We start from the raw sequence: 18,206 nt of genomic DNA on the forward strand, positions 1-18,206 counted from the left end.
AAAGATGGGACTCAGCCAGTAATTCATTATGGGTTCCTACTTGTGCGATTTTGCCTGCATCCATAAGAATAATGCGATCGCAGGTTGAAGCTGCTGATAGGTTGTGGGTGATAAATAACACCGTTTTATTTTGGGGTAGATTTCCCAAAATGCTTGTGGCAGTTTGATTGTCCACACTAGAAAGCGCATCATCCAAGACTAAAATTGGTGTATCGACGAGTAAAGCTCTCGCTAAAGCCGTACGCTGCCGCTGCCCACCTGATAGGGTAATGCCCCGTTCGCCGACAAGGGTATCATATTGCTTGGGAAACTTGAGAATTTCTTGCTCGATGCGGGCTTTATTGGCGAAATCTTCTACTTCATGATCGAAAGCTTGGGGCTTGCCATAACGAATGTTGTCACGCATCGTCGCACTAAAGAGGAAGCTATCCTGCGGAACAAAGGAGATAATTGCCCGCAGATCTTCAATTCTCATTTTAGTAATGTCGATGCCATCGATAAAAATGCGATCGGCAGGTGTTTCTACTAGGCGCATCAAGGCACTAGCAAGCGTAGATTTTCCCGAACCAACCGTTCCTAAGATGGCAACGGTTTCGCTCGGATAAATCGTGAAACTAACATGACTGAGGGCAGGTTGAAGACAACCTTTGTAGGTAAAGGTGAGATCTCGTGCTTCAATTTTGCCTGTGACCTTTGATTTGCTTAAGGCGATCGCATCGGGGGCATCGGTAATAGCAGGAGGTATTTCCAGAATTCCCTGAATCCGATTGATACTGACGATTCCCCTTTGATAGGTGACCATCACAAATCCTAAAATTGCCGTTGGGAAAATCAATCGCTCGACATAGATGATTAGGGTCAGTAAATCACCAATTTTAAAGGTTGTATTGGCTGGATTGGCTAACTTTTCGCCACCAAACCAAATTAGTACTAAAAAACTAATGCTGGCAATACCACCCAATAACGGAAATAAAATATTGCGGCTACGAGCCATTTTGAGATTGGCATCTAGGAGGCGATCATTAAGTTTGCCAAAAGCATCGCGTTCGCTTTGCTCTTGGGCATAGGTCTTGATGAGAGCCATGCCGTTGAGGTCTTCTTGCAAAAGCGTGCTTACCTGTGATAATTCCTCCTGAACCTGAAGCTGTTCGTCACGCAATTGACCGCTAAATCTCTGGACGATCGCTAGCATGATCGGATATACCGAGATTGATAGCAAGGTTAACAAGGGATCAATCGCGATCATTGCAGGTAGCGTTAGACCGTAAACAAAGACCGAGTTAATGATGCTGAGCAGGGCAAAGCCCATCAAGCGACGGATATTCTCGACATCGCTAGTAACGATGCTGATCGTTTCCCCTGCGGAGTTGTTGGCAAAATAACTGGGTGGCAGCTTGAGTAGATGCTCGAAAATTTCCTGTTTGAGACTATATTCTATTTTCCGCCCGATCCCAAAAATCCAGACGCGGGATGCCATCCGAATCACCCACATGAGTGAGGATAAGCCGATGATCAGCCAAACATATTGCAGTAAATGACGAAAATCAATCGATTGATTTTTGCCAAGGTCGTCAACGGATATCTTGATCAACCAAGGGATAAATGTGCCAAGCATGTTTGCCAGTAGAAGGGCAACAGTGCCAATAGCTAAGTCACTCCAGTAAGGACGGAGATATTTTTGGAGGGTTTGAAATTGCGATCGCGCCATAATATATCCATACTACTTTATTTTGGCAAAAGCTTGCCTAGTAAGCCTTTGCTAAAAATTTAGTGTTTCATTCTATAGGAGGTAGTCATGGCGATCGGCTAATAAAAAATAACAAAATCGAAAAATAGTTAGCTTGCAAACTATTTTAGTCAGTGTTGTTGATTCCAAAATTAATACAAACTGTTGGATTGAAAGCTTGAGTAATTTATGAATCTTAGAAAACCTTGGACAAGAGACGAGCTTATCATTGCAATGAATTTATATTGCAAGTTACCGTTTGGTAAACTCGATCGAAAAACACCAATAATTATAGAAATAGCTAAAAAAATAGGTAGGACTCCTAGTAGTTTGGCAATGAAGCTCGTTAATTTTGCTTCACTAGATCCTGTGCATCAAGCTCGCGGAATAAAAGGATTGAGCGGAGCTAGTAAAGCGGATCTTTCAATCTGGGAAGAATTTACTGCAAACTGGGAACATTTAGGCACAGAAAGTGAAGAGCATTTTCAAGAATTAGTTGGCTCTGAGTTCTCTCAAATTAATCAGTCTTTGGTTAAACAAAAGACTGAAATTTCCAAATTAAATTCCATAACTAATTCTCCGAATCAAATCATCGAAGTAACAGAAATACAGGTTACAACAAAAATCAGGATCGGGCAAAAATTCTTTCGGCAAATGGTCTTATCTTCGTATGGAAATCGTTGCTGTGTTACTGGCAATCCAATCCCAACACTACTCATCGCAAGCCATATAATTCCTTGGCATAAGCAGTCAGAACACCGTCTCAATCCTCAAAATGGCTTATGCCTTGCTCGTACGCACGATGTCGCATTCGATCAAGGACTAATTACATTCGATGAAAATTATAAATTGGTTTTAAGTTCTTATCTCCAAGAGTTTTTACCTGAAGAAACATTAGAAAACAATTTCGTTAACTATGCTGGTAAACAACTTCGTTTACCAGAGAAATTTCAACCTAATCCTGAATTCTTGCGCTTCCATCGAGAAACAATCTTTCTTGACAAATGATTGAATATCTGGTGAAGCTATCAGAAAGAAGGTTCATTTTGCTTTGACCAAATTTTTATATTTATATTGGGAATATCCGAAATCTTTAGAAATTATTTACAAAAAAAGATTAAAAACGGGGAAAAAATCAAACTCAGTCGAGAAACCAGAAAAAAGAAAAACCTCAAAATTTCAAGGAAAGGATATCTAACAGATTTAGCCTATCGGCAGTGGGAAATTTGGCGATTCCCTTCAATATAAACTACCCAATAGAATTAAACTTCTTCTAAGAAAGGCAAAATATTCTCTAAATCTCTCGCTCCATGCAAAACCCGTATAACCTCCACCTTTTCTTCTTGAACTTTGTAAAAAATCCAATAGTCCCTAAAGTTTTTAATTCGCCACTGTCGGACTTTTCCTATATCAGATAGAGGCAAGTCCACAACCTTCCCCATATTAGGAGTTGTCGCCAATTGGGAAAAAGCATACTCAGCAAACTCTAAAAATCTTTCGGCAGCTTCTCGATTACCATTTGCCAGAATATAATTTGCTTCTCGTCTGATGTCCTGAGTTGCGCGATCTCTGACAATCACTTGAAAAGTCATACTGATTATTGTCGCAGTTTATTGTCCCAGTAACGATCGCCGCAAATCATTCCAGTAAGCATGGGTTACGGGTTCAGCTTCCGAGTCTAGTCCTTCTTGCAACAAACTAGCTAACTTAGCCTGAGCTTGCTTTCGCAATCGATCTTGCTGCAACAAAGATAGAAAATAATCTCCAACGTTGGCATAATTCCCAGATTGAATCTGGACTTCAATATAAGATTCAAGTTCTTTGGGTATTGGGAAACTCACATTCATAAACGTTCAATATGAATAAAATCTTGTTAGCAATCTTAGCATTGTTTAATAGGTTGAGTCCAAACCTTTCCATCAGAAGAGAGAGGGTCGCAAAGCGACCCTCTCTCTTTGACATTAGACTGCTAGAGCAGGTTCTTTGGAGCTGATTGTTGGATATTCCAATTCGGGATAGAGAGGGAAGCGATCGCATAGAGCTTGAACTCTAGCGATGCAATCGGCTTGGACAGTATCGCTATCAGGACTGAGAAGGCGATCGGCAATGATATTAGCGATTTCGCGGAAATCATCTTCTTTCAATCCGCGAGAAGTCATCGCAGGGGAACCGAGACGCAAACCACTAGTTACGAAAGGAGATTCAGGATCAAAGGGAACCGTATTCTTGTTGGCAGTGATATTAATACCGCTCACCAAAAGATCCGCCACCTTACCAGTCATCCCAATAGAACGGAGGTCAACTAATAACAAGTGGTTATCAGTACCATTAGAAACCAATTTCAGACCGCGTTCTTGCAATTGTGAAGCGAGGGCTTGGGAGTTAGCAATTACCTGTCCCGAATAAGCCTTGAACTCAGGACGCAGCGCTTCACCAAAAGCAACAGCTTTCGCAGCGATTACATGTTCGAGAGGACCACCTTGAGAACCGGGGAAGACCGACTTATCAAATTTCTTGCCAAGAGCCGCGTCGCGAGTCATGATCAAGCCACCGCGAGGACCACGGAGCGTTTTGTGAGTAGTGGTGGTGACCACATCGCAGTAGGGAATGGGATTAGGGTGATGTCCAGATGCAACTAGTCCTGCAATATGGGCAATGTCAGCCATCAGATACGCACCAACTTCATCAGCGATCGCCCTGAATTTTGCAAAATCAATAATTCTGGGATAGGCGGAGTAGCCGCAAATGATTAATTTTGGTTTGTGCTGTAGAGCAAGATCGCGAATCAGATCGAAATCAAGCTGCTCGGTTTCCTTATTCAAACCATAATGGACTTTGTTGAACCACAATCCCGATACATTCACAGGAGAGCCGTGGGTCAAATGTCCGCCGTGGGACAAGTCCATACCTAAGAAGGTATCCCCTGGCTTGAGCAGGGTAAGAAATACCGCAAAGTTAGCCTGTGCGCCAGAGTGAGGCTGGACGTTGGCATGGGCTGCACCAAATAATTCTTTGATGCGTTGGATCGCGATCGATTCGATCTCATCCACAAATTCACAACCGCCGTAATAGCGCTTGGAGGGAAGCCCTTCAGCATATTTATTGGTCAACACCGACCCCTGCGCAGCCATGACTGCAAGGGAAGTAAAATTTTCACTAGCAATTAATTCAATATTATTGCGCTGTCTCTCGATTTCTTGACCGATAAAGCCTGCGACTAGGGGATCGGATGCGGCGAGGATGGGAAACAAGTTGGTCATTTTTTCTGAGCTTCTGAGCTGAATGTCTGAAATTAGTTTGGTCTAAAGCGAGACTGGGTTAGCCTGAACGAAAATACCCGTAAAATTATGCTAACACGCGGCGATAGATAGCGCTTTGCCCTGAGTTAAAATCCATTAGCTCGAGCCAAATATCGAACCAAATATCGAACCGAATATCGAACCGAATAATCCATATGCCCAAGCCCAAGACAAATCTCATCCTCAATAACAAACCTCAATCGCAAATTACTCTCAGTGAATATGTCACCGCGATCGCATGGTCAGCAAATAGTAAATACCTTGCAGTTGCCACTGCTGCGGGCGAACTAGCCCTCTTTGATGATGAGATTGCAGGCAGTCAGATTGCCCAAAAACAAAGAGAATTGCAACCACCAACGGAAATCTCCTTAGACTGTTTGGGCTTTTCGGCAGATAGTCACTGGCTAGCGGCGGGAGGGCAAGATGGGAAGGTAAGGGTATGGTCGTTGGCAGGCGAGACCCCTGCGATCGCCGCCACCCTAGAACTCGGCAATAAATGGATCGAGCATTTGGCTTGGCATCCTACTCGTAACGAATTAGCCTTTAGCTTTGGTAAATACGTGCAGATCTGGAGTGCGGAAACTCTAGATATCATCACGACGCTAAATTTTGAAAACTCAACCATATTAGCGATCGCTTGGCATCCCCTCGCCCCCTATTTTACGGTTGGCGGTGATGGCGGAGTTATGACTTGGAATGCCCAAGACTGGTATGAAGACCCCGTCCTATTTGAGATGCCCACCGCAGTGTCTCAAATATCTTGGAGCAAAACAGGGGAATACTTAGTTTCCAGCACCCTTGATAACTTGGTCATCGTCATGCATTGGCTCGGACATAAGTTCGATCCTTCACCTTGGCGAATGCAGGGTTTCCCAGGCAAGATTCGCTCCTTTGATTGGTCAGAAGGCAAAAAATCGCCTTTATTATCTTCCTCAAGCGGCTCCGATGTGGTGGTGTGGTCAAATCACGCCGACCCAAATATAGGTTGGGAAGGAGAATTGCTCAAAGGGCATAACAGCATTGTCGGTTCAGTCGCCTTTAAACCCAAATCCGAAACCCTTGCTTCCGCCGATGAAAATGGCAGAATTACGATTTGGAAAAATGCCAAGGATTGGGTGCAGGCTTTAGATACCCCGATGGGCAAAATTACCGCTTTGCAATGGCAACCACAGGGCAAAAAATTAGCGGCGGCGAATGCTGATGGCGAGCTAATGATTTGGACGGAATCTTCACAGGGCAAAGGTTTTCGATAAATAATACCAAGTTAAGAAATGGCTACGCCATTTCTTAACTTGGTATTATTTGGCGCTGCTTTTATTTTACTTGCTTCAAAATTACTTACTATGATATTATTGCTAATGCTTTGCTAACCAAAGAAACTGCAAAATATATTTGGAGAGGTGGCAGAGTGGTTGAATGCGTCTGACTCGAAATCAGATTTAGGGTCACACCTAACGGGAGTTCGAATCTCCCCCTCTCCGTTCAATAAAAACCGCATAAAACAAAATAGATTGCTGATTTTAGGCAATCTTTTTTGTTTGGGAAACTCGTATCTCACACCCATTCCCTTGTTGAAGGTATGGGGAAATGTAATAAAACGTCAGTTCGGGTTAAGCTGGCAAATTCTCAAATGCAACAGGTAAAAGCCTTGCTAAGCAAGGCTTTTACCTGTTGCATTTGAGCAAGGGGTTTCCAGTTAAGAAATGGCTACGCCATTTCTTAACTTTGTATTACGCCTAAGCGATCGCCAAAAGGAAAGAATCTAATGGTCGCTTTGCCGATCGTATTCTCTTTTGGTAAAAACCCCCAGATGTGAGAATCATTGCTATGGTTGCGGTTGTCGCCCATCATCCAGTAATAACCTTTAGGAACGACCACTTCACGCATGGAATATTTCGGAGCTTCCGCAATATAGGACTCATAAAGGGCTTCCCCATTACGATAGACCTTCCCATTTTTGACGGCAATGCGATCGCCTTCCATACCAATTAAGCGCTTGATGTAAGCCTTGCTCGTATCGCCGATCGCAGGAGAAGCGGGTGGATAAAAAATCAAAATATCGCCGTATTTCGGCTGTTGCCATTGCTGCGAGATCTTATCGACTAAAATGCGATCGCCCACCTGTAAAGTTGGTTCCATTGAGCCAGAGGGAATGAAGCGCGGTTCAACGATAAAAGTACGCAGGAAAATAGCGATCGCTAGGGCAACAGCAAAAATACGCATGGTTTCACCATGACGTTGCCACCAAGGTTGAACAGGAGCTTGCGGATCTAGCTTAATTTCTGTGGACATGATTGAGATTGTGAAGATTGTTTTTTATTTTCAAATGAGCCTAAGTAGCTAGGCATAAGTAAACTTAAAACCTAGAAGAGCGTACCGCCCGCTACGCGGGCAGTACGCTCTCTGGTTTTGGTTTTTAATTATGCTTAACTGCTTACAGCGCTTTGCGCTCAAATCCAAACTCAAGAAATTCCTAAAAGCGTTACAAACCAACACTTTCAGAAATTTCTTGGGGGTTCGTTTGATCGATAATTGCTGTAGGCTCATTGGAAAATATTCTAAAAATATATTCTAAAAATACGATCTAAAAAAGAATGGGGAAATCTGCTCTAGTATTTAGGCACATTTAAGTTGCCAGCCCGTTTGTCAAAGGGCCAGTAACGGAACATGGCACGTCCGACAAGATTCTCTTCAGGCATAAATCCCCAAGCATGAGAATCCAGACTATTATTGCGATTATCGCCCATCACCCAATATTTACCATTGGGCACGGTGAAATAGGGATAATTATCCCTCCCATTTTGGACATTGTCAGGACGAAAACAATTAGGACAGAGAGCATCATCTTGGGTCGGCAAAGTGTAGCTAGGCGGCGAAGCAATGTAAGGCTCATTTAGAGGTACATCATTGACAAATACCTTGCCGTCGTGAATGCTAAGACGATCGCCAGGCAGACCAATCACCCGTTTGATATACACCTTAGAGGCATCGGGGACAACTGGATTGTTGGGCGGATTGAAGACGACGATTTCGCCACGTTCGGGTTTACGCCAGCGGAAAGAGAGCTTATCGATAATTAGGCGATCGTCGATTAATAGGGTTGGCTCCATGGAGCTAGAAGGAATGAAGCGTGGTTCCGCAACAAATATTCTCACACCGACCGCCAACAGAATAGCAACTGTCACCGTGGGCAAATTATCCGTTAAGAAGTTCTTAACAGAGCTTTCCTTGGGTGCAATGGGAGCTTGTTTGGGATCGGTCGGAGGCGTAACTGGAGAATTATTAGTGCGATCGCTAGAATTATCAGATGACATAGAAATGCTCGCGGGATATGTGTTTATCTTAAAGCGGATTTAGTAAGTGTGGCGATTAACAACCTACTTACTACTTTTTCAGTATGCTGGGAACTTCGATAGCAAGATCTCCCGACAGATTAAATTCTTGATGAATCACCTTGAGTGCTTTTTCGGCATGGCGATCACGCACTACACAACTAACTTTAATCTCAGAAGTAGCAATCATCTCAATATTAATGTCTGAATCAGCAAGGGCGCTAAACATTCGCGCCGCAATTCCCGACTGATGGATCATATTTGCACCCACAATACTAACCTTGCTAATGTCACCATCACAGGTAACTTCACCATAGCCTAGCACTGGTGCAAATTGTTTTAGGGCAGTTTCAGCTTTAGCCAGATCGGCGATTGCTACGGTAAAGGCAATTTCGTTAACATCGCGATCGGATTGAGACTGTACGATCATGTCCAGACTAATATTTTGTTCCACAAGCTGTTCAAGAATTTTCGCCGCCATGCCAGGCCGATCGGGTACTTGCTGTACGGCAATTCTGGCTCGATTACGATCCAGAGCCACCCCTCTTACGGGAGAAATATCAAGATTATTGTCAGAATTATTGTCAGAAATAATTTCACAGGCTTGATGCGATCGCACGGGCACATCGAAAGCGGCTTGAATGGCAGCGATCGCTTTTTCGCCATCGGCGGCGGCGATCACACAACTTATTTTGATCTCCGAAGTGGAGATCATTTGGATATTTACCCCCACATCCGCAAGCGCTGTAAACATTTGGGCAGCAACTCCAGGTCGCCCGATCATGCCAACACCGATAATGCTAATTTTGGCAATGGCGGAATCAACCGTTACAAGGCTTGCACCAATTTCCAAGCCTCGCGTGACGACTTCCGCCAACTGTAATTGATTTTGGGGAATGGTAAAGGCAATATCGTTTACACCTTCTTGCTCTTGTACGGCTTGAATGATCAAATCAACATTTATGCCCTGTTCGGCAAGAGATTTAAATAATTGCGAGGCGATGCCTGGGCGATCGGGGATTTGGAGAAGGGCGATTTTAACCTGATCGTAGTCAATCGAGACCGTTTCCACAAAACGATTCACCTCAAGGGACTGGAGATTCCCAGTGCCAATCCTTGGCGAAGTGATGACCGTACCCGCATCATCTAGCCAGCTCGATCGCACGCACATTTTTACGCCAAAATTACGGGCAATTTCCACCGATCGCGGATGCAGTACCTTTGCCCCTAGGCTAGCTAGCTCTAGCATTTCATCGCAGGTAATTTCCGAGAGCATTTGTGCCTTGGGGACAATGCGCGGATCGGTGGTCAAAATTCCAGGCACATCGGTATAAATTTCGCAAATATCGGCTTCAATCGCCGCCGCGATCGCTACTGCGGAAGTATCGGAGCCACCGCGCCCTAAAGTCGTGATCTCGCTGCTAGGTAAACCTGTAACTGGATCGATCGCCACACCTTGAAACCCTGCGATGACTACGACTTTACCCAGAGCAAGAGCAGATCTAATCCGATCCGATTCAACGTATAAAATTCTGGCGCGAGTATGGTTTGGTTCGGTGACAACCCGTACTTGCGAACCATTCATGGCGATCGCAGGCTGTCCCACTGCTTGCAAAGCCATACTGAGCGCTGCGATCGTTACCTGTTCGCCCGTAGCTAAGAGCAAATCCATCTCACGCTCTTTCGCTGCGATTTCTTCGAGGGTAGGGTTATCGGTTAGGGCTACGGACTCGGCAAGGGCTACTAAACCATCCGTGGTTTTACCCATTGCCGAAACTACAACCACGACTTGATTGCCAGCATCAACTGTCCGCTTAATGCGATCGCGTACTGCCTTAATGCGATCGGCATCGGCTACGGAGGAGCCACCATATTTCTGAACTATTAACGCCATTCGTTAGGGAAATTTTTAAACCGATGAAAGAATTTATTGCAATATTTTGCTGACTCGCTTAGTTGAACCCGCTTAGTTGAACTCGCTTAAGTCAAGACAAAGCACTACAGACTATCCATCATACATTCGTTCAGTAACTGGACATAATTAAAAACCAAAGCCAAAACCTTTATTATAGCTACAGTCACTTGACGTTTATGTTCTAGTACACTTGGTGATAGCTACATATACAGCTATATATAAAGTATGAGATCGCTCCATCAATTACTTTAAGGACTTGCTATTAATTAAAGTACCTGTGGCTTCGACTCCGCTCAGCCAACGTTAGCTGAGCGGAATGCTTAGTCAACGTTAGCTGAACGGAATGCTTAGTCAACGTTAGCTGAGCGGAATGCTTAGTCAACGTTAGCTGAGCGGAATGCTTAGTCAACGTTAGCTGAGCGGAATGCTTAGTCAACGTTAGCTGAGCGGAATGCTTAGTCAACGTTAGCTGAGCGGAGTCGAAGCTAACTTTGACTGGGTGGGACATTTTTATCCGCAACTTATGTGCTTTATAGCTACAGTCACTTGAATTAGGACAAATCAAAACCCAAGAATTAATTTGGCGGTGCGAAGCGCCGCCAAATTAATTCTTGGGTTTTATGTCCTAGTACATTTGGCGACAGCTATAAATTCCCAAGCCGTAAAGTTGCGCCCCTTGGAGGTGCAACTTTACGGCTTGGGTGTGTAATTAATTATGTCAAGCTACTTATTGGGATCAAGAAAGCAAGCAGCTAGTAAAACGAATGGCTAACTCAGGAGCAATTTAAATAGTTCTTTAGTTAGGCTGTAGCAAAACTATGCAATTTTGGGCATTATTAAAAGTTTTTTATGATATATTGCGATCTCGCTAATTGCCAAGTATTGTTAAGATAATCCGTAGATTTACTCCAGTGGTATGATTACCAACTTAGGAGTGATCGTGTACTCAATAAGGAACTGTCTTTTATGCAAACGGGGTCTGTTTCTCCACTGGTTCTGATAATTTTAGACGGCTGGGGATATAGGGAAGAAACCGAGGGCAATGCGATCGCCGCAGCAAATACTCCCGTTATGGATAGTCTGTGGAGTACTTACCCCAAAACTCTCCTCCAAGCCTCTGGCAAAGATGTCGGTCTACCAAAAGGTCAAATGGGCAACTCAGAAGTTGGTCATTTGAATATTGGGGCTGGTCGGGTTGTCCCCCAAGAATTAGTTAGAATTTCCGATGCTGTAGATGATGGCTCCCTGCTATCAAATCCTGTACTGGTTACAGTTTGTGAGAAAGTCAAAGCCAACAAAAGTAAATTACACCTTTTAGGGCTGTGCTCTGATGGTGGCGTGCATTCCCATATCGATCACCTATTGGGACTGCTAGATTTAGCTAAGGCTCAGCAAATTGAAGATGTCTGTATACATGTAATCACTGATGGTCGCGACACCCTGTCGCATTCTGGGATCAACTTTATTAAGCTCTTACAGGCTCATATCAATAAGATTGGTGTCGGTCGCATTGTTACCATTATCGGTCGTTACTTTGCGATGGATCGTGACAAACGTTGGGATCGCGTCCAAAAAGCCTATGAGGTCATGACCGACGATCGCATCACCACCGAGCTAACTTCGCCAACAGATTTTCTGGAAGCCGCTTACAAAGAAAAAATTACCGACGAATTTTTGCCTCCGACGCGGATCGCCCATGGCGCGATCGCCTCTGGTGATGGTGTCATTTGCTTTAATTTCCGTCCTGACCGATCCCGCGAGATCAGCCAAGCCCTAGTTGCGGAAAGCTTTACGGGGTTTGAGCGCAAGCGGATCGAACATCTCGCCTATGCCACCTTTACCCAGTATGATAGTGCCCTCCCTGTCCCTGTCGCCTTTCTCCCCCAAAACCTAACTAATTTGTTGGGACCAGTGGTCGCAAAGCATGGCATGAAACAGCTACGTCTCGCCGAAACTGAGAAGTATGCCCATGTCACCTACTTCTTTGATGGTGGAATGGAGGAAGCCAGTGAAGGCGACGATCGCATTTTGGTAAATAGCCCAAGGGTGTCAACTTACGATCAGCAACCAGAGATGTCCGCTGCCGAAGTGACGCGCATTGCCTCAGAGGCGATCTCCAAACGAATTTACTCGCTGATCGTCATTAACTATGCCAACCCCGACATGGTTGGACATACGGGTAATTTTGAAGCTACCGTCAAGGCACTTGAACATGTTGATCGATGTTTGGGCAAATTATTATCCAGCATCGGCAATGCGGGCGGCACTGCTTTAATTACTGCCGATCACGGCAATGCTGAGTATATGTGGGATGAACATGGCAATCCTTGGACAGCCCATTCCAGCAATCCTGTGCCCTTTATTTTGGTCGAAGGTGAAGTTCTCAAGATCTACGGGCATGGAGCTGATGTCAAGCTCAAACCGACAGGCGGTCGTCTAGCGGATATTGCCCCAACGATTTTAGAAATCCTCCAAATCGAACAGCCAGAAGAAATGACAGGGGTTTCTTTGCTAGAAAAAGCCATCTACGAGATTCAAGCCGTCAAAACTCCTGTCAAAATTGGCTAAGACTAATGGCTAAGACTAATTAAGCATGTGGGCTTAATTAAATATAAAGCCCTAAAACCTGCGGTGCACGCTGCGCGTGCGCCGCAGATATTTTGAGATGTTTTGAGGAATAACTTAAATGCCAAAACTGACCAGACGAGAGTTCATTGCGGTTAGCGGCTTGACAGCAGGTTTTGCGATCGCCGTACAACCCATTTCCGCGAAAACAATTACCACCGATTCCCAAGGGCTCGTTGCTGGCGAAGTCAAAATCTCCGTAACTGATGGGACGATTCCTGCCTATAGAGCCATGCCTGACTCTGGCGAAAATTTTCCCGTAATTTTAGTGGTTCAGGAAATTTTTGGCGTTCATGCCTATATCCAAGATGTCTGTCGCCGCCTTGCCAAACTCGGCTATGTAGCGATCGCCCCAGAAATGTTTTACCGCCAAGGTGATGTATCTAAGCTCACTGATATCTCAGAAATCCGCAAAGTGGTAGGCAAAGTCCCTGACGCACAGGTAATGTCCGATCTCGATGCGACGGTAGCATGGGCAGCACAATCCACAAAGGGCAATATCTCTAGGTTAGGGATTACGGGCTTTTGTTGGGGCGGTCGCATTACATGGCTTTATGCTGCCCATAATCCTCAAGTGAAAGCAGGTGTGGCATGGTATGGCAAATTGGTGGGCGAAGCTTCAGAACTAACTCCAAAGTATCCGATTGATATCGCCAAGGATTTACAAGTGCCAATTTTAGGGCTTTACGGTGGCAAGGATACGGGCATTCCCTTAGACACCGTCGAGCAAATGCGCGAACAACTAAAAAGCTGCAATACCAATACGGAGATAGTTGTTTATCCCGATGCTCCCCATGCTTTTCATGCCGATTATCGCCCCTCTTATCGTCAAAAAGAAGCCGAAGATGGCTGGAATCGATTGAAAGCTTGGTTTAAGCAAAACGGAGTTTAAGTTTACATAAAAAAGAGCGCGATGCGCTCTTTTTTATGTGATTTACCAAATTAGTTTTAGCTCTAAAACGAACTCAGGCAAAACGTCCTCCCCTGAGAGAATGTCAGGAAATTCTAAAATTTCTACTGGTCGACCAATGCGATAGATTTCTACTTGCCGATCCCTGCGGTTAATCAGCCAGCCCAGCTTTGTGCCATTGTCTTGATATTCCTGCATTTTGGTTTGAGTAAGGGACAGGCTATCGCTAGGAGACATTAACTCAATCACGAAATCGGGACAAATCGGGGCAAATTTTGATTGTTGCTCGGTGGTTAGGGCTTCCCATCTTGGCTTGGCAATCCAAGATACGTCAGGCGATCGCATTGCCCCATTGGGTAAAATAAATCCCGCCGAAGAGCCAAAGGCAACTCCTAGATTTTTTCTTTGATTCCAATTCCAGAGAGTGCTGCCTAATCCTAAGTTACGCATTCCCGTATCGCTACCTTCGGGAGCCATGATCGTAATATCTCCTCTAGCGCCACGCTCGAATCTTAGGTCACGATTTTGTTGGCAGAGTTGAAACAGTTTTTCGTCAGTGAGTTCAAAAACTGGTTCTAGGTTGATAGTTAGGGAGTTCATAGCAAATTTTTTACCCTAATGATTCCTGCTGCCATATATTCTAATTTATAGCAACACCCAAAGGACGAGTAGTGGCGCTACTCGTCCTTTGGGTGTTGCTAAACAAAAGAGTGACAATACTTTGATGAATAGTTAATTGCGCTCAAACCCAAACCAAGGAGATTTTTGAAAGCGTTGCTTTGCAACGCTTTCAAAAATCTCCTTGTGGTTCGTTTGATCGATAATTGCTGTAATTACACCCAGCAACTTATCCTTCTCGAAAAAGACAGATCTTTCACAAACCAAAAAAATACCTACGATCTAGAATTGCCATGCCTATGTAAATAAAAGTAAAGTATTGTAAAGAAGTTAAAACATAAATACTTTACTTTTAAGAAGCAAAGCAAGATGCAAAATAAAGTTGTTGTCGTTGTCGGTGCAACAGGTGGCATTGGTTCCGCACTCGCACCCAAATTAGCGGAAAATGGGGCGAAATTAGTTCTCGTAGCGAGAGATATCCATAAGTTAGAGGAATTCGTCAATAATCTCGAAGATGATTATGGTGCTAAGGCGATCGCGATTCCCACGGATATTACTAAATACGAACAAGTTGAAGGAATGGTGCAAAAAGCGATCGCCGAATTTGGACAGGTTGATGTCTTAGTAAATGCCGCAGGTGCAGGAATCCTGAAACAGTTCAATCGCATTGAGCCGCAAGATCTTGATTTAATGCTGGACTTAAATCTCAAGGGGAATTTCTACACCAGTCAAATTGTCGCCAATGCGATGAAGGAGCGTAAGGTCGGACATATTTGTAATGTAATTGGCATTCTGGGAAAACATTCGATGGCAATGGCATCCGCCTATTGTGCATCCAAGTTTGGGGCGGTGGGATTTAGCAAATGTATGGCTGACGAACTTCGCCGCTTTGGGATTAAGATGACATTGTTTTATTTTGGGGGAATTGATTCGCCCTTTTGGGATGATGTTAGTCTAAAAGTCGATCGGAGTAAGATGTTAACGCCAGAAACTGCCGCCAATGCCATCATGTTTGCGCTTTCTGCCGATCCGCAAGCCGTGCCAATGGAAATCAATATTCAGCCTGAAAGTCATTTATTCTTTTAGAAACCATTTACAGCAATTACCAATCAAACGAACCACAAGACCTGCGACGAACGCTGCGCGTTCGTCGCAGGTCTTAGATCGGGATTTTTATTATGAAGTAGTTCTATCTCGCCCAAATCAAGTTTAATGATATAGCAATCCTAAAGGGTTTGTGGAAGCGCCCCCCGAACGGGGGGCGCTTCCACAAACCAAAAAATCTATAAATGATTTAGGACTGCTATAGAAAGCAAATTATTATGCAGCCTTCTGTCCTCTTGTCAAACTTGGATCGTAAAATGCAAAAGCGACATCTATATATATTATCTATAATTGCCACGCTCTTCTCGTTTAGCGTAGCAATTAAGGCTACAGAAATCTTTCAATCGCGGACGGTCAAAATCCCCAATCCCGCCGAAATGTCCAAATTGGCGAATTCCCTCAGCCCTGAGGAAATTTCCCAACTTGAAATCGATGACATCTTGCGCGATCGCCTTCGTTTCGATCCTCAATGGCAAGAAATCGCTCAAGCAGTGCGCCAAGATATTATTGTTGCCAAATGGGGGAAGGATAGAGTCGAAAATCCAGTCTGGAAAAAGTATGGAGCTAAGGCTTATCCATTACTGAGTTATTACGCTCGCTCCCGCGATGAGACGCGACAAAAGTATGGACTTGAGGGTATTCGTAGTCTAGGGAAGCCTTACACGACATTATGGTTAAAGGGACAGATTCAGAGGCGTTTGGATTATCCCAATTTTTACGAAATTGCTCCTTACAACTCAGAGGCGCAGAGTAAGGACTGGGAGAAAGAATTTGGTTTAGACGATCCGAAAGTACGGGAAGAATTCATCAGTTTAGCCAAAGCCAATCTTGAACCTAAGAGTTCTAATCGTTATTACGACCAATTCAATCTAGAGTTTTTAACGCGACTCCTCGGTTATGAGGCTGTTTATGGAAAAAATCCCTACGAAAAAAGCAAGAATTTTGAAGGGCTGTCGGAATGGTTGCAGTATGAGCAGATTCAACAACCCACCGATGGTCAAATTAAAGCCGCGATCGCTTTCTATCAGAAATTAGCGAGTGATGCTCAGGAATATATCTTAGTCGAACGGTTGGGGGCGATGAAGGCGGGAGAAATCACCCCATTTGCGCGGGCTTTCTTTCGTTCTTTAGCGGATGATCGGCAGGCTAGCGATCGCATTTGGGCGATCGCCGAACTCGATCGGCATGGCGATATCAAAGGGACAGAACTCCTCAATAACATCTTGAATAACGATTTATCCCAACTGTATCCCCTCTCAAGAATCGTCAGTTATGAAAATTTTGCTCCAAAAGGTAATTATGCTTATTATCTACTCTTAGGGATGGTGACCAAATATCCCCAATCTAAATTTGCGATCGCCTGTCGCGAATATGGGGATCTCACAGGACGTTCCTATTTTGATGGGCAACCTCGCAGTCAGGACATTCTGGATCGCAATGCCAAACGCTCCGAGAAGGAACGTCTCAATGCTTGGCAAGCATGGCTCAAGAGCTATCCCGATCATTCAGGTGCAGATGATGCTACCTACTTTCTCGCCCTAGGTTTACAAGCGAATGGTGATATCGTGGGAGCGATGCGCCTCTGGCTCAAAATGATGGTGCAACCCATGGGCGATCGCGATGCTATGTACCTCGCTTTTCCCCATGTGCGAACGCTGCTGGATGTGGGGTTGTCCATCGAGCAGATCCAAACTCTACTGCAAGAACCCGATAATCAACCCCTTGCGCCAATGTTGCAATATGCGATCGCTATTCAATATGCGCGATCTCAAGATTATGCCAAGGCTCTGGAGGTATCGGCAAATATCAATTTAGATACCATTCCCGATCGGATACTTGCAGACTACTACTATCCACAGGGAAACAGATGGGAACAAGAAGATCGAGTAGTAAATTTTAAGAAGGAATCCCAAAAATTGCTCGGCAAGCAAAAAATCCGTTGGCAAAAACTACGCCAATGGCAAATCGAAAATACTCCTGAATCGCGCTATCAAATTGCCTCCAATTGGGCAGGTATGGGTGGTTGGGAAAATGGTTATTTACCCATATGGGACGGATTTCGAGCCTATCTCCTTCCCACCGATTGGAATTGTCGCGATTGGTGGGTATGCGATGAATCTCAACGCAGTAATGCGGAAATTCTCGCCAAATATCAAGCAGGCAGTCAAAATGCGGTTGCTCTTTCTCTCTATCAGAAATTGCTTGAAGATAGTAGTATTTCCACCGCTATTCGCGAAAAAACACTTTATATGGTAGCGATGACTCTCCTTGCCCAGTGGGAAGATCACACTTTCGCAGAAACCCAACGTATCCATCCTCCCGCAGGTGTGACTGCTAGTATCCAATATCGGCAATTGAGTACTAGCGGTCGCAGATATGCTTATCAAGATTACGAAGATCGCGAAAAAGCGATGCGATCGGATTATCAAAGACGCATCGACAGCATCATTACGGAGTTACAGGTTAAGTTTCCTCAAAGCCAATATATAGATGACCTGCTATTTTCGAGCTTCTTTCTCAGTGAGCAACCTCGTTATCTGCAAACCCTCCTAGAGAGATATCCCAATAGCGATCGCGCGGCTGAGGCAAAGTTTCTCTTGCAATTACAAGGACAGAAATAGTTATGAATGAAACTAAGTAACTAAATAAACCCTAAAAGAGCGTACCGCCCGCGTAG

Annotated in this window: 14 protein-coding genes and 1 tRNA gene; 7 read left to right on the forward strand and 8 right to left on the reverse strand. The window is 44.5% G+C overall.

The window, feature by feature from the left end; all coding sequences use genetic code 11:
- A partial coding sequence (locus AC805_RS20725) for an ABC transporter ATP-binding protein (protein WP_055077162.1) occupies positions 1-1,708 on the reverse strand: 1,708 nt, incomplete at its 3' end.
- 207 nt (positions 1,709-1,915) lie between these two features.
- Here AC805_RS20725 and AC805_RS20730 point away from each other — a divergent pair.
- On the forward strand, positions 1,916-2,734 hold the full coding sequence (locus AC805_RS20730; RefSeq protein ID WP_055077163.1) for an HNH endonuclease: 819 nt from the start codon (positions 1,916-1,918) through the stop codon (positions 2,732-2,734).
- Positions 2,735-2,988: 254 nt separating this feature from the next.
- Here AC805_RS20730 and AC805_RS20735 read toward each other — a convergent pair whose 3' ends face one another.
- The 3 genes from AC805_RS20735 to glyA form a co-directional block, all read right to left on the reverse strand.
- Positions 2,989-3,318, reverse strand: a complete 330-nt coding sequence (locus tag AC805_RS20735; RefSeq protein WP_055077164.1) for a type II toxin-antitoxin system RelE/ParE family toxin — start codon at positions 3,316-3,318, stop codon at positions 2,989-2,991.
- An 18-nt stretch (positions 3,319-3,336) separates the two neighbouring features.
- The gene (locus tag AC805_RS20740; protein WP_156341505.1) at positions 3,337-3,567 is read right to left on the reverse strand and encodes a type II toxin-antitoxin system ParD family antitoxin; all 231 of its coding nucleotides are present in this window, start codon (positions 3,565-3,567) and stop codon (positions 3,337-3,339) included.
- A gap of 120 nt (positions 3,568-3,687) precedes the next feature.
- A complete protein-coding gene (glyA, locus tag AC805_RS20745) occupies positions 3,688-4,986 on the reverse strand; it encodes a serine hydroxymethyltransferase (RefSeq protein WP_055077166.1) in 1,299 nt (432 codons plus the stop codon).
- 194 nt (positions 4,987-5,180) lie between these two features.
- Here glyA and AC805_RS20750 point away from each other — a divergent pair, with 194 nt between their 5' ends.
- Entirely contained in the window at positions 5,181-6,278 is a 1,098-nt protein-coding gene (locus tag AC805_RS20750) for a WD40 repeat domain-containing protein (RefSeq protein ID WP_055077167.1), read from the forward strand.
- Between the two features lie 141 nt (positions 6,279-6,419).
- A tRNA-Ser gene (locus AC805_RS20755) sits at positions 6,420-6,506 on the forward strand.
- A 238-nt stretch (positions 6,507-6,744) separates the two neighbouring features.
- Here the strand turns inward: AC805_RS20755 and lepB (AC805_RS20760) are convergent.
- From lepB (AC805_RS20760) to AC805_RS20770, 3 genes are all read right to left on the reverse strand, one after another.
- Entirely contained in the window at positions 6,745-7,317 is a 573-nt protein-coding gene (gene lepB / locus AC805_RS20760; RefSeq protein WP_055077168.1) for a signal peptidase I, read from the reverse strand.
- A 317-nt stretch (positions 7,318-7,634) separates the two neighbouring features.
- Entirely contained in the window at positions 7,635-8,339 is a 705-nt protein-coding gene (gene lepB / locus AC805_RS20765) for a signal peptidase I (RefSeq protein WP_072143707.1), read from the reverse strand.
- 70 nt (positions 8,340-8,409) lie between these two features.
- Positions 8,410-10,251: an aspartate kinase gene (locus AC805_RS20770; protein WP_055077169.1), complete on the reverse strand. Its 1,842-nt coding sequence runs from the start codon at positions 10,249-10,251 to the stop codon at positions 8,410-8,412.
- Positions 10,252-11,238: 987 nt separating this feature from the next.
- Between AC805_RS20770 and gpmI the strand changes: the two genes are divergently transcribed.
- Together gpmI and AC805_RS20780 are read left to right on the forward strand one after the other, a co-directional pair.
- The gene (gene gpmI / locus AC805_RS20775) at positions 11,239-12,840 is read left to right on the forward strand and encodes a 2,3-bisphosphoglycerate-independent phosphoglycerate mutase (RefSeq protein WP_055077170.1); all 1,602 of its coding nucleotides are present in this window, start codon (positions 11,239-11,241) and stop codon (positions 12,838-12,840) included.
- Between the two features lie 118 nt (positions 12,841-12,958).
- Positions 12,959-13,789, forward strand: a complete 831-nt coding sequence (locus AC805_RS20780) for a dienelactone hydrolase family protein (RefSeq protein ID WP_055077171.1) — start codon at positions 12,959-12,961, stop codon at positions 13,787-13,789.
- A 42-nt stretch (positions 13,790-13,831) separates the two neighbouring features.
- Here the strand turns inward: AC805_RS20780 and AC805_RS20785 are convergent, their stop codons facing one another.
- Positions 13,832-14,407: a Uma2 family endonuclease gene (locus AC805_RS20785; RefSeq protein WP_055077172.1), complete on the reverse strand. Its 576-nt coding sequence runs from the start codon at positions 14,405-14,407 to the stop codon at positions 13,832-13,834.
- A gap of 387 nt (positions 14,408-14,794) precedes the next feature.
- On the opposite strand from AC805_RS20785, the gene AC805_RS20790 reads away from it, so the two are divergent.
- The gene (locus AC805_RS20790) at positions 14,795-15,511 is read left to right on the forward strand and encodes an SDR family oxidoreductase (RefSeq protein ID WP_055077173.1); all 717 of its coding nucleotides are present in this window, start codon (positions 14,795-14,797) and stop codon (positions 15,509-15,511) included.
- A 275-nt stretch (positions 15,512-15,786) separates the two neighbouring features.
- Complete coding sequence (locus AC805_RS20795) at positions 15,787-18,150, forward strand: hypothetical protein (protein ID WP_055077175.1); 2,364 nt, start codon at positions 15,787-15,789, stop codon at positions 18,148-18,150.
- Positions 18,151-18,206: the final 56 nt, after the last annotated feature.

This window comes from Pseudanabaena sp. 'Roaring Creek' (assembly GCF_001402795.1).
Classification (GTDB): domain Bacteria; phylum Cyanobacteriota; class Cyanobacteriia; order Pseudanabaenales; family Pseudanabaenaceae; genus Pseudanabaena.

Excerpts from the sequence above, each read along its gene's own strand:
- AC805_RS20730 (WP_055077163.1), top strand. The coding sequence starts at position 1,916 with ATGAATCTTAGAAAACCTTGGACAAGAGACGAGCTTATCATTGCAATG.
- AC805_RS20735 (WP_055077164.1), bottom strand. The coding sequence starts at position 3,318 with ATGACTTTTCAAGTGATTGTCAGAGATCGCGCAACTCAGGACATCAGA.
- glyA (WP_055077166.1), bottom strand. The coding sequence starts at position 4,986 with ATGACCAACTTGTTTCCCATCCTCGCCGCATCCGATCCCCTAGTCGCA.
- AC805_RS20750 (WP_055077167.1), top strand. The coding sequence starts at position 5,181 with ATGCCCAAGCCCAAGACAAATCTCATCCTCAATAACAAACCTCAATCG.
- lepB (WP_055077168.1), bottom strand. The coding sequence starts at position 7,317 with ATGTCCACAGAAATTAAGCTAGATCCGCAAGCTCCTGTTCAACCTTGG.
- lepB (WP_072143707.1), bottom strand. The coding sequence starts at position 8,339 with ATGTCATCTGATAATTCTAGCGATCGCACTAATAATTCTCCAGTTACG.
- AC805_RS20770 (WP_055077169.1), bottom strand. The coding sequence starts at position 10,251 with ATGGCGTTAATAGTTCAGAAATATGGTGGCTCCTCCGTAGCCGATGCC.
- gpmI (WP_055077170.1), top strand. The coding sequence starts at position 11,239 with ATGCAAACGGGGTCTGTTTCTCCACTGGTTCTGATAATTTTAGACGGC.
- AC805_RS20780 (WP_055077171.1), top strand. The coding sequence starts at position 12,959 with ATGCCAAAACTGACCAGACGAGAGTTCATTGCGGTTAGCGGCTTGACA.
- AC805_RS20785 (WP_055077172.1), bottom strand. The coding sequence starts at position 14,407 with ATGAACTCCCTAACTATCAACCTAGAACCAGTTTTTGAACTCACTGAC.
- AC805_RS20790 (WP_055077173.1), top strand. The coding sequence starts at position 14,795 with ATGCAAAATAAAGTTGTTGTCGTTGTCGGTGCAACAGGTGGCATTGGT.
- AC805_RS20795 (WP_055077175.1), top strand. The coding sequence starts at position 15,787 with ATGCAAAAGCGACATCTATATATATTATCTATAATTGCCACGCTCTTC.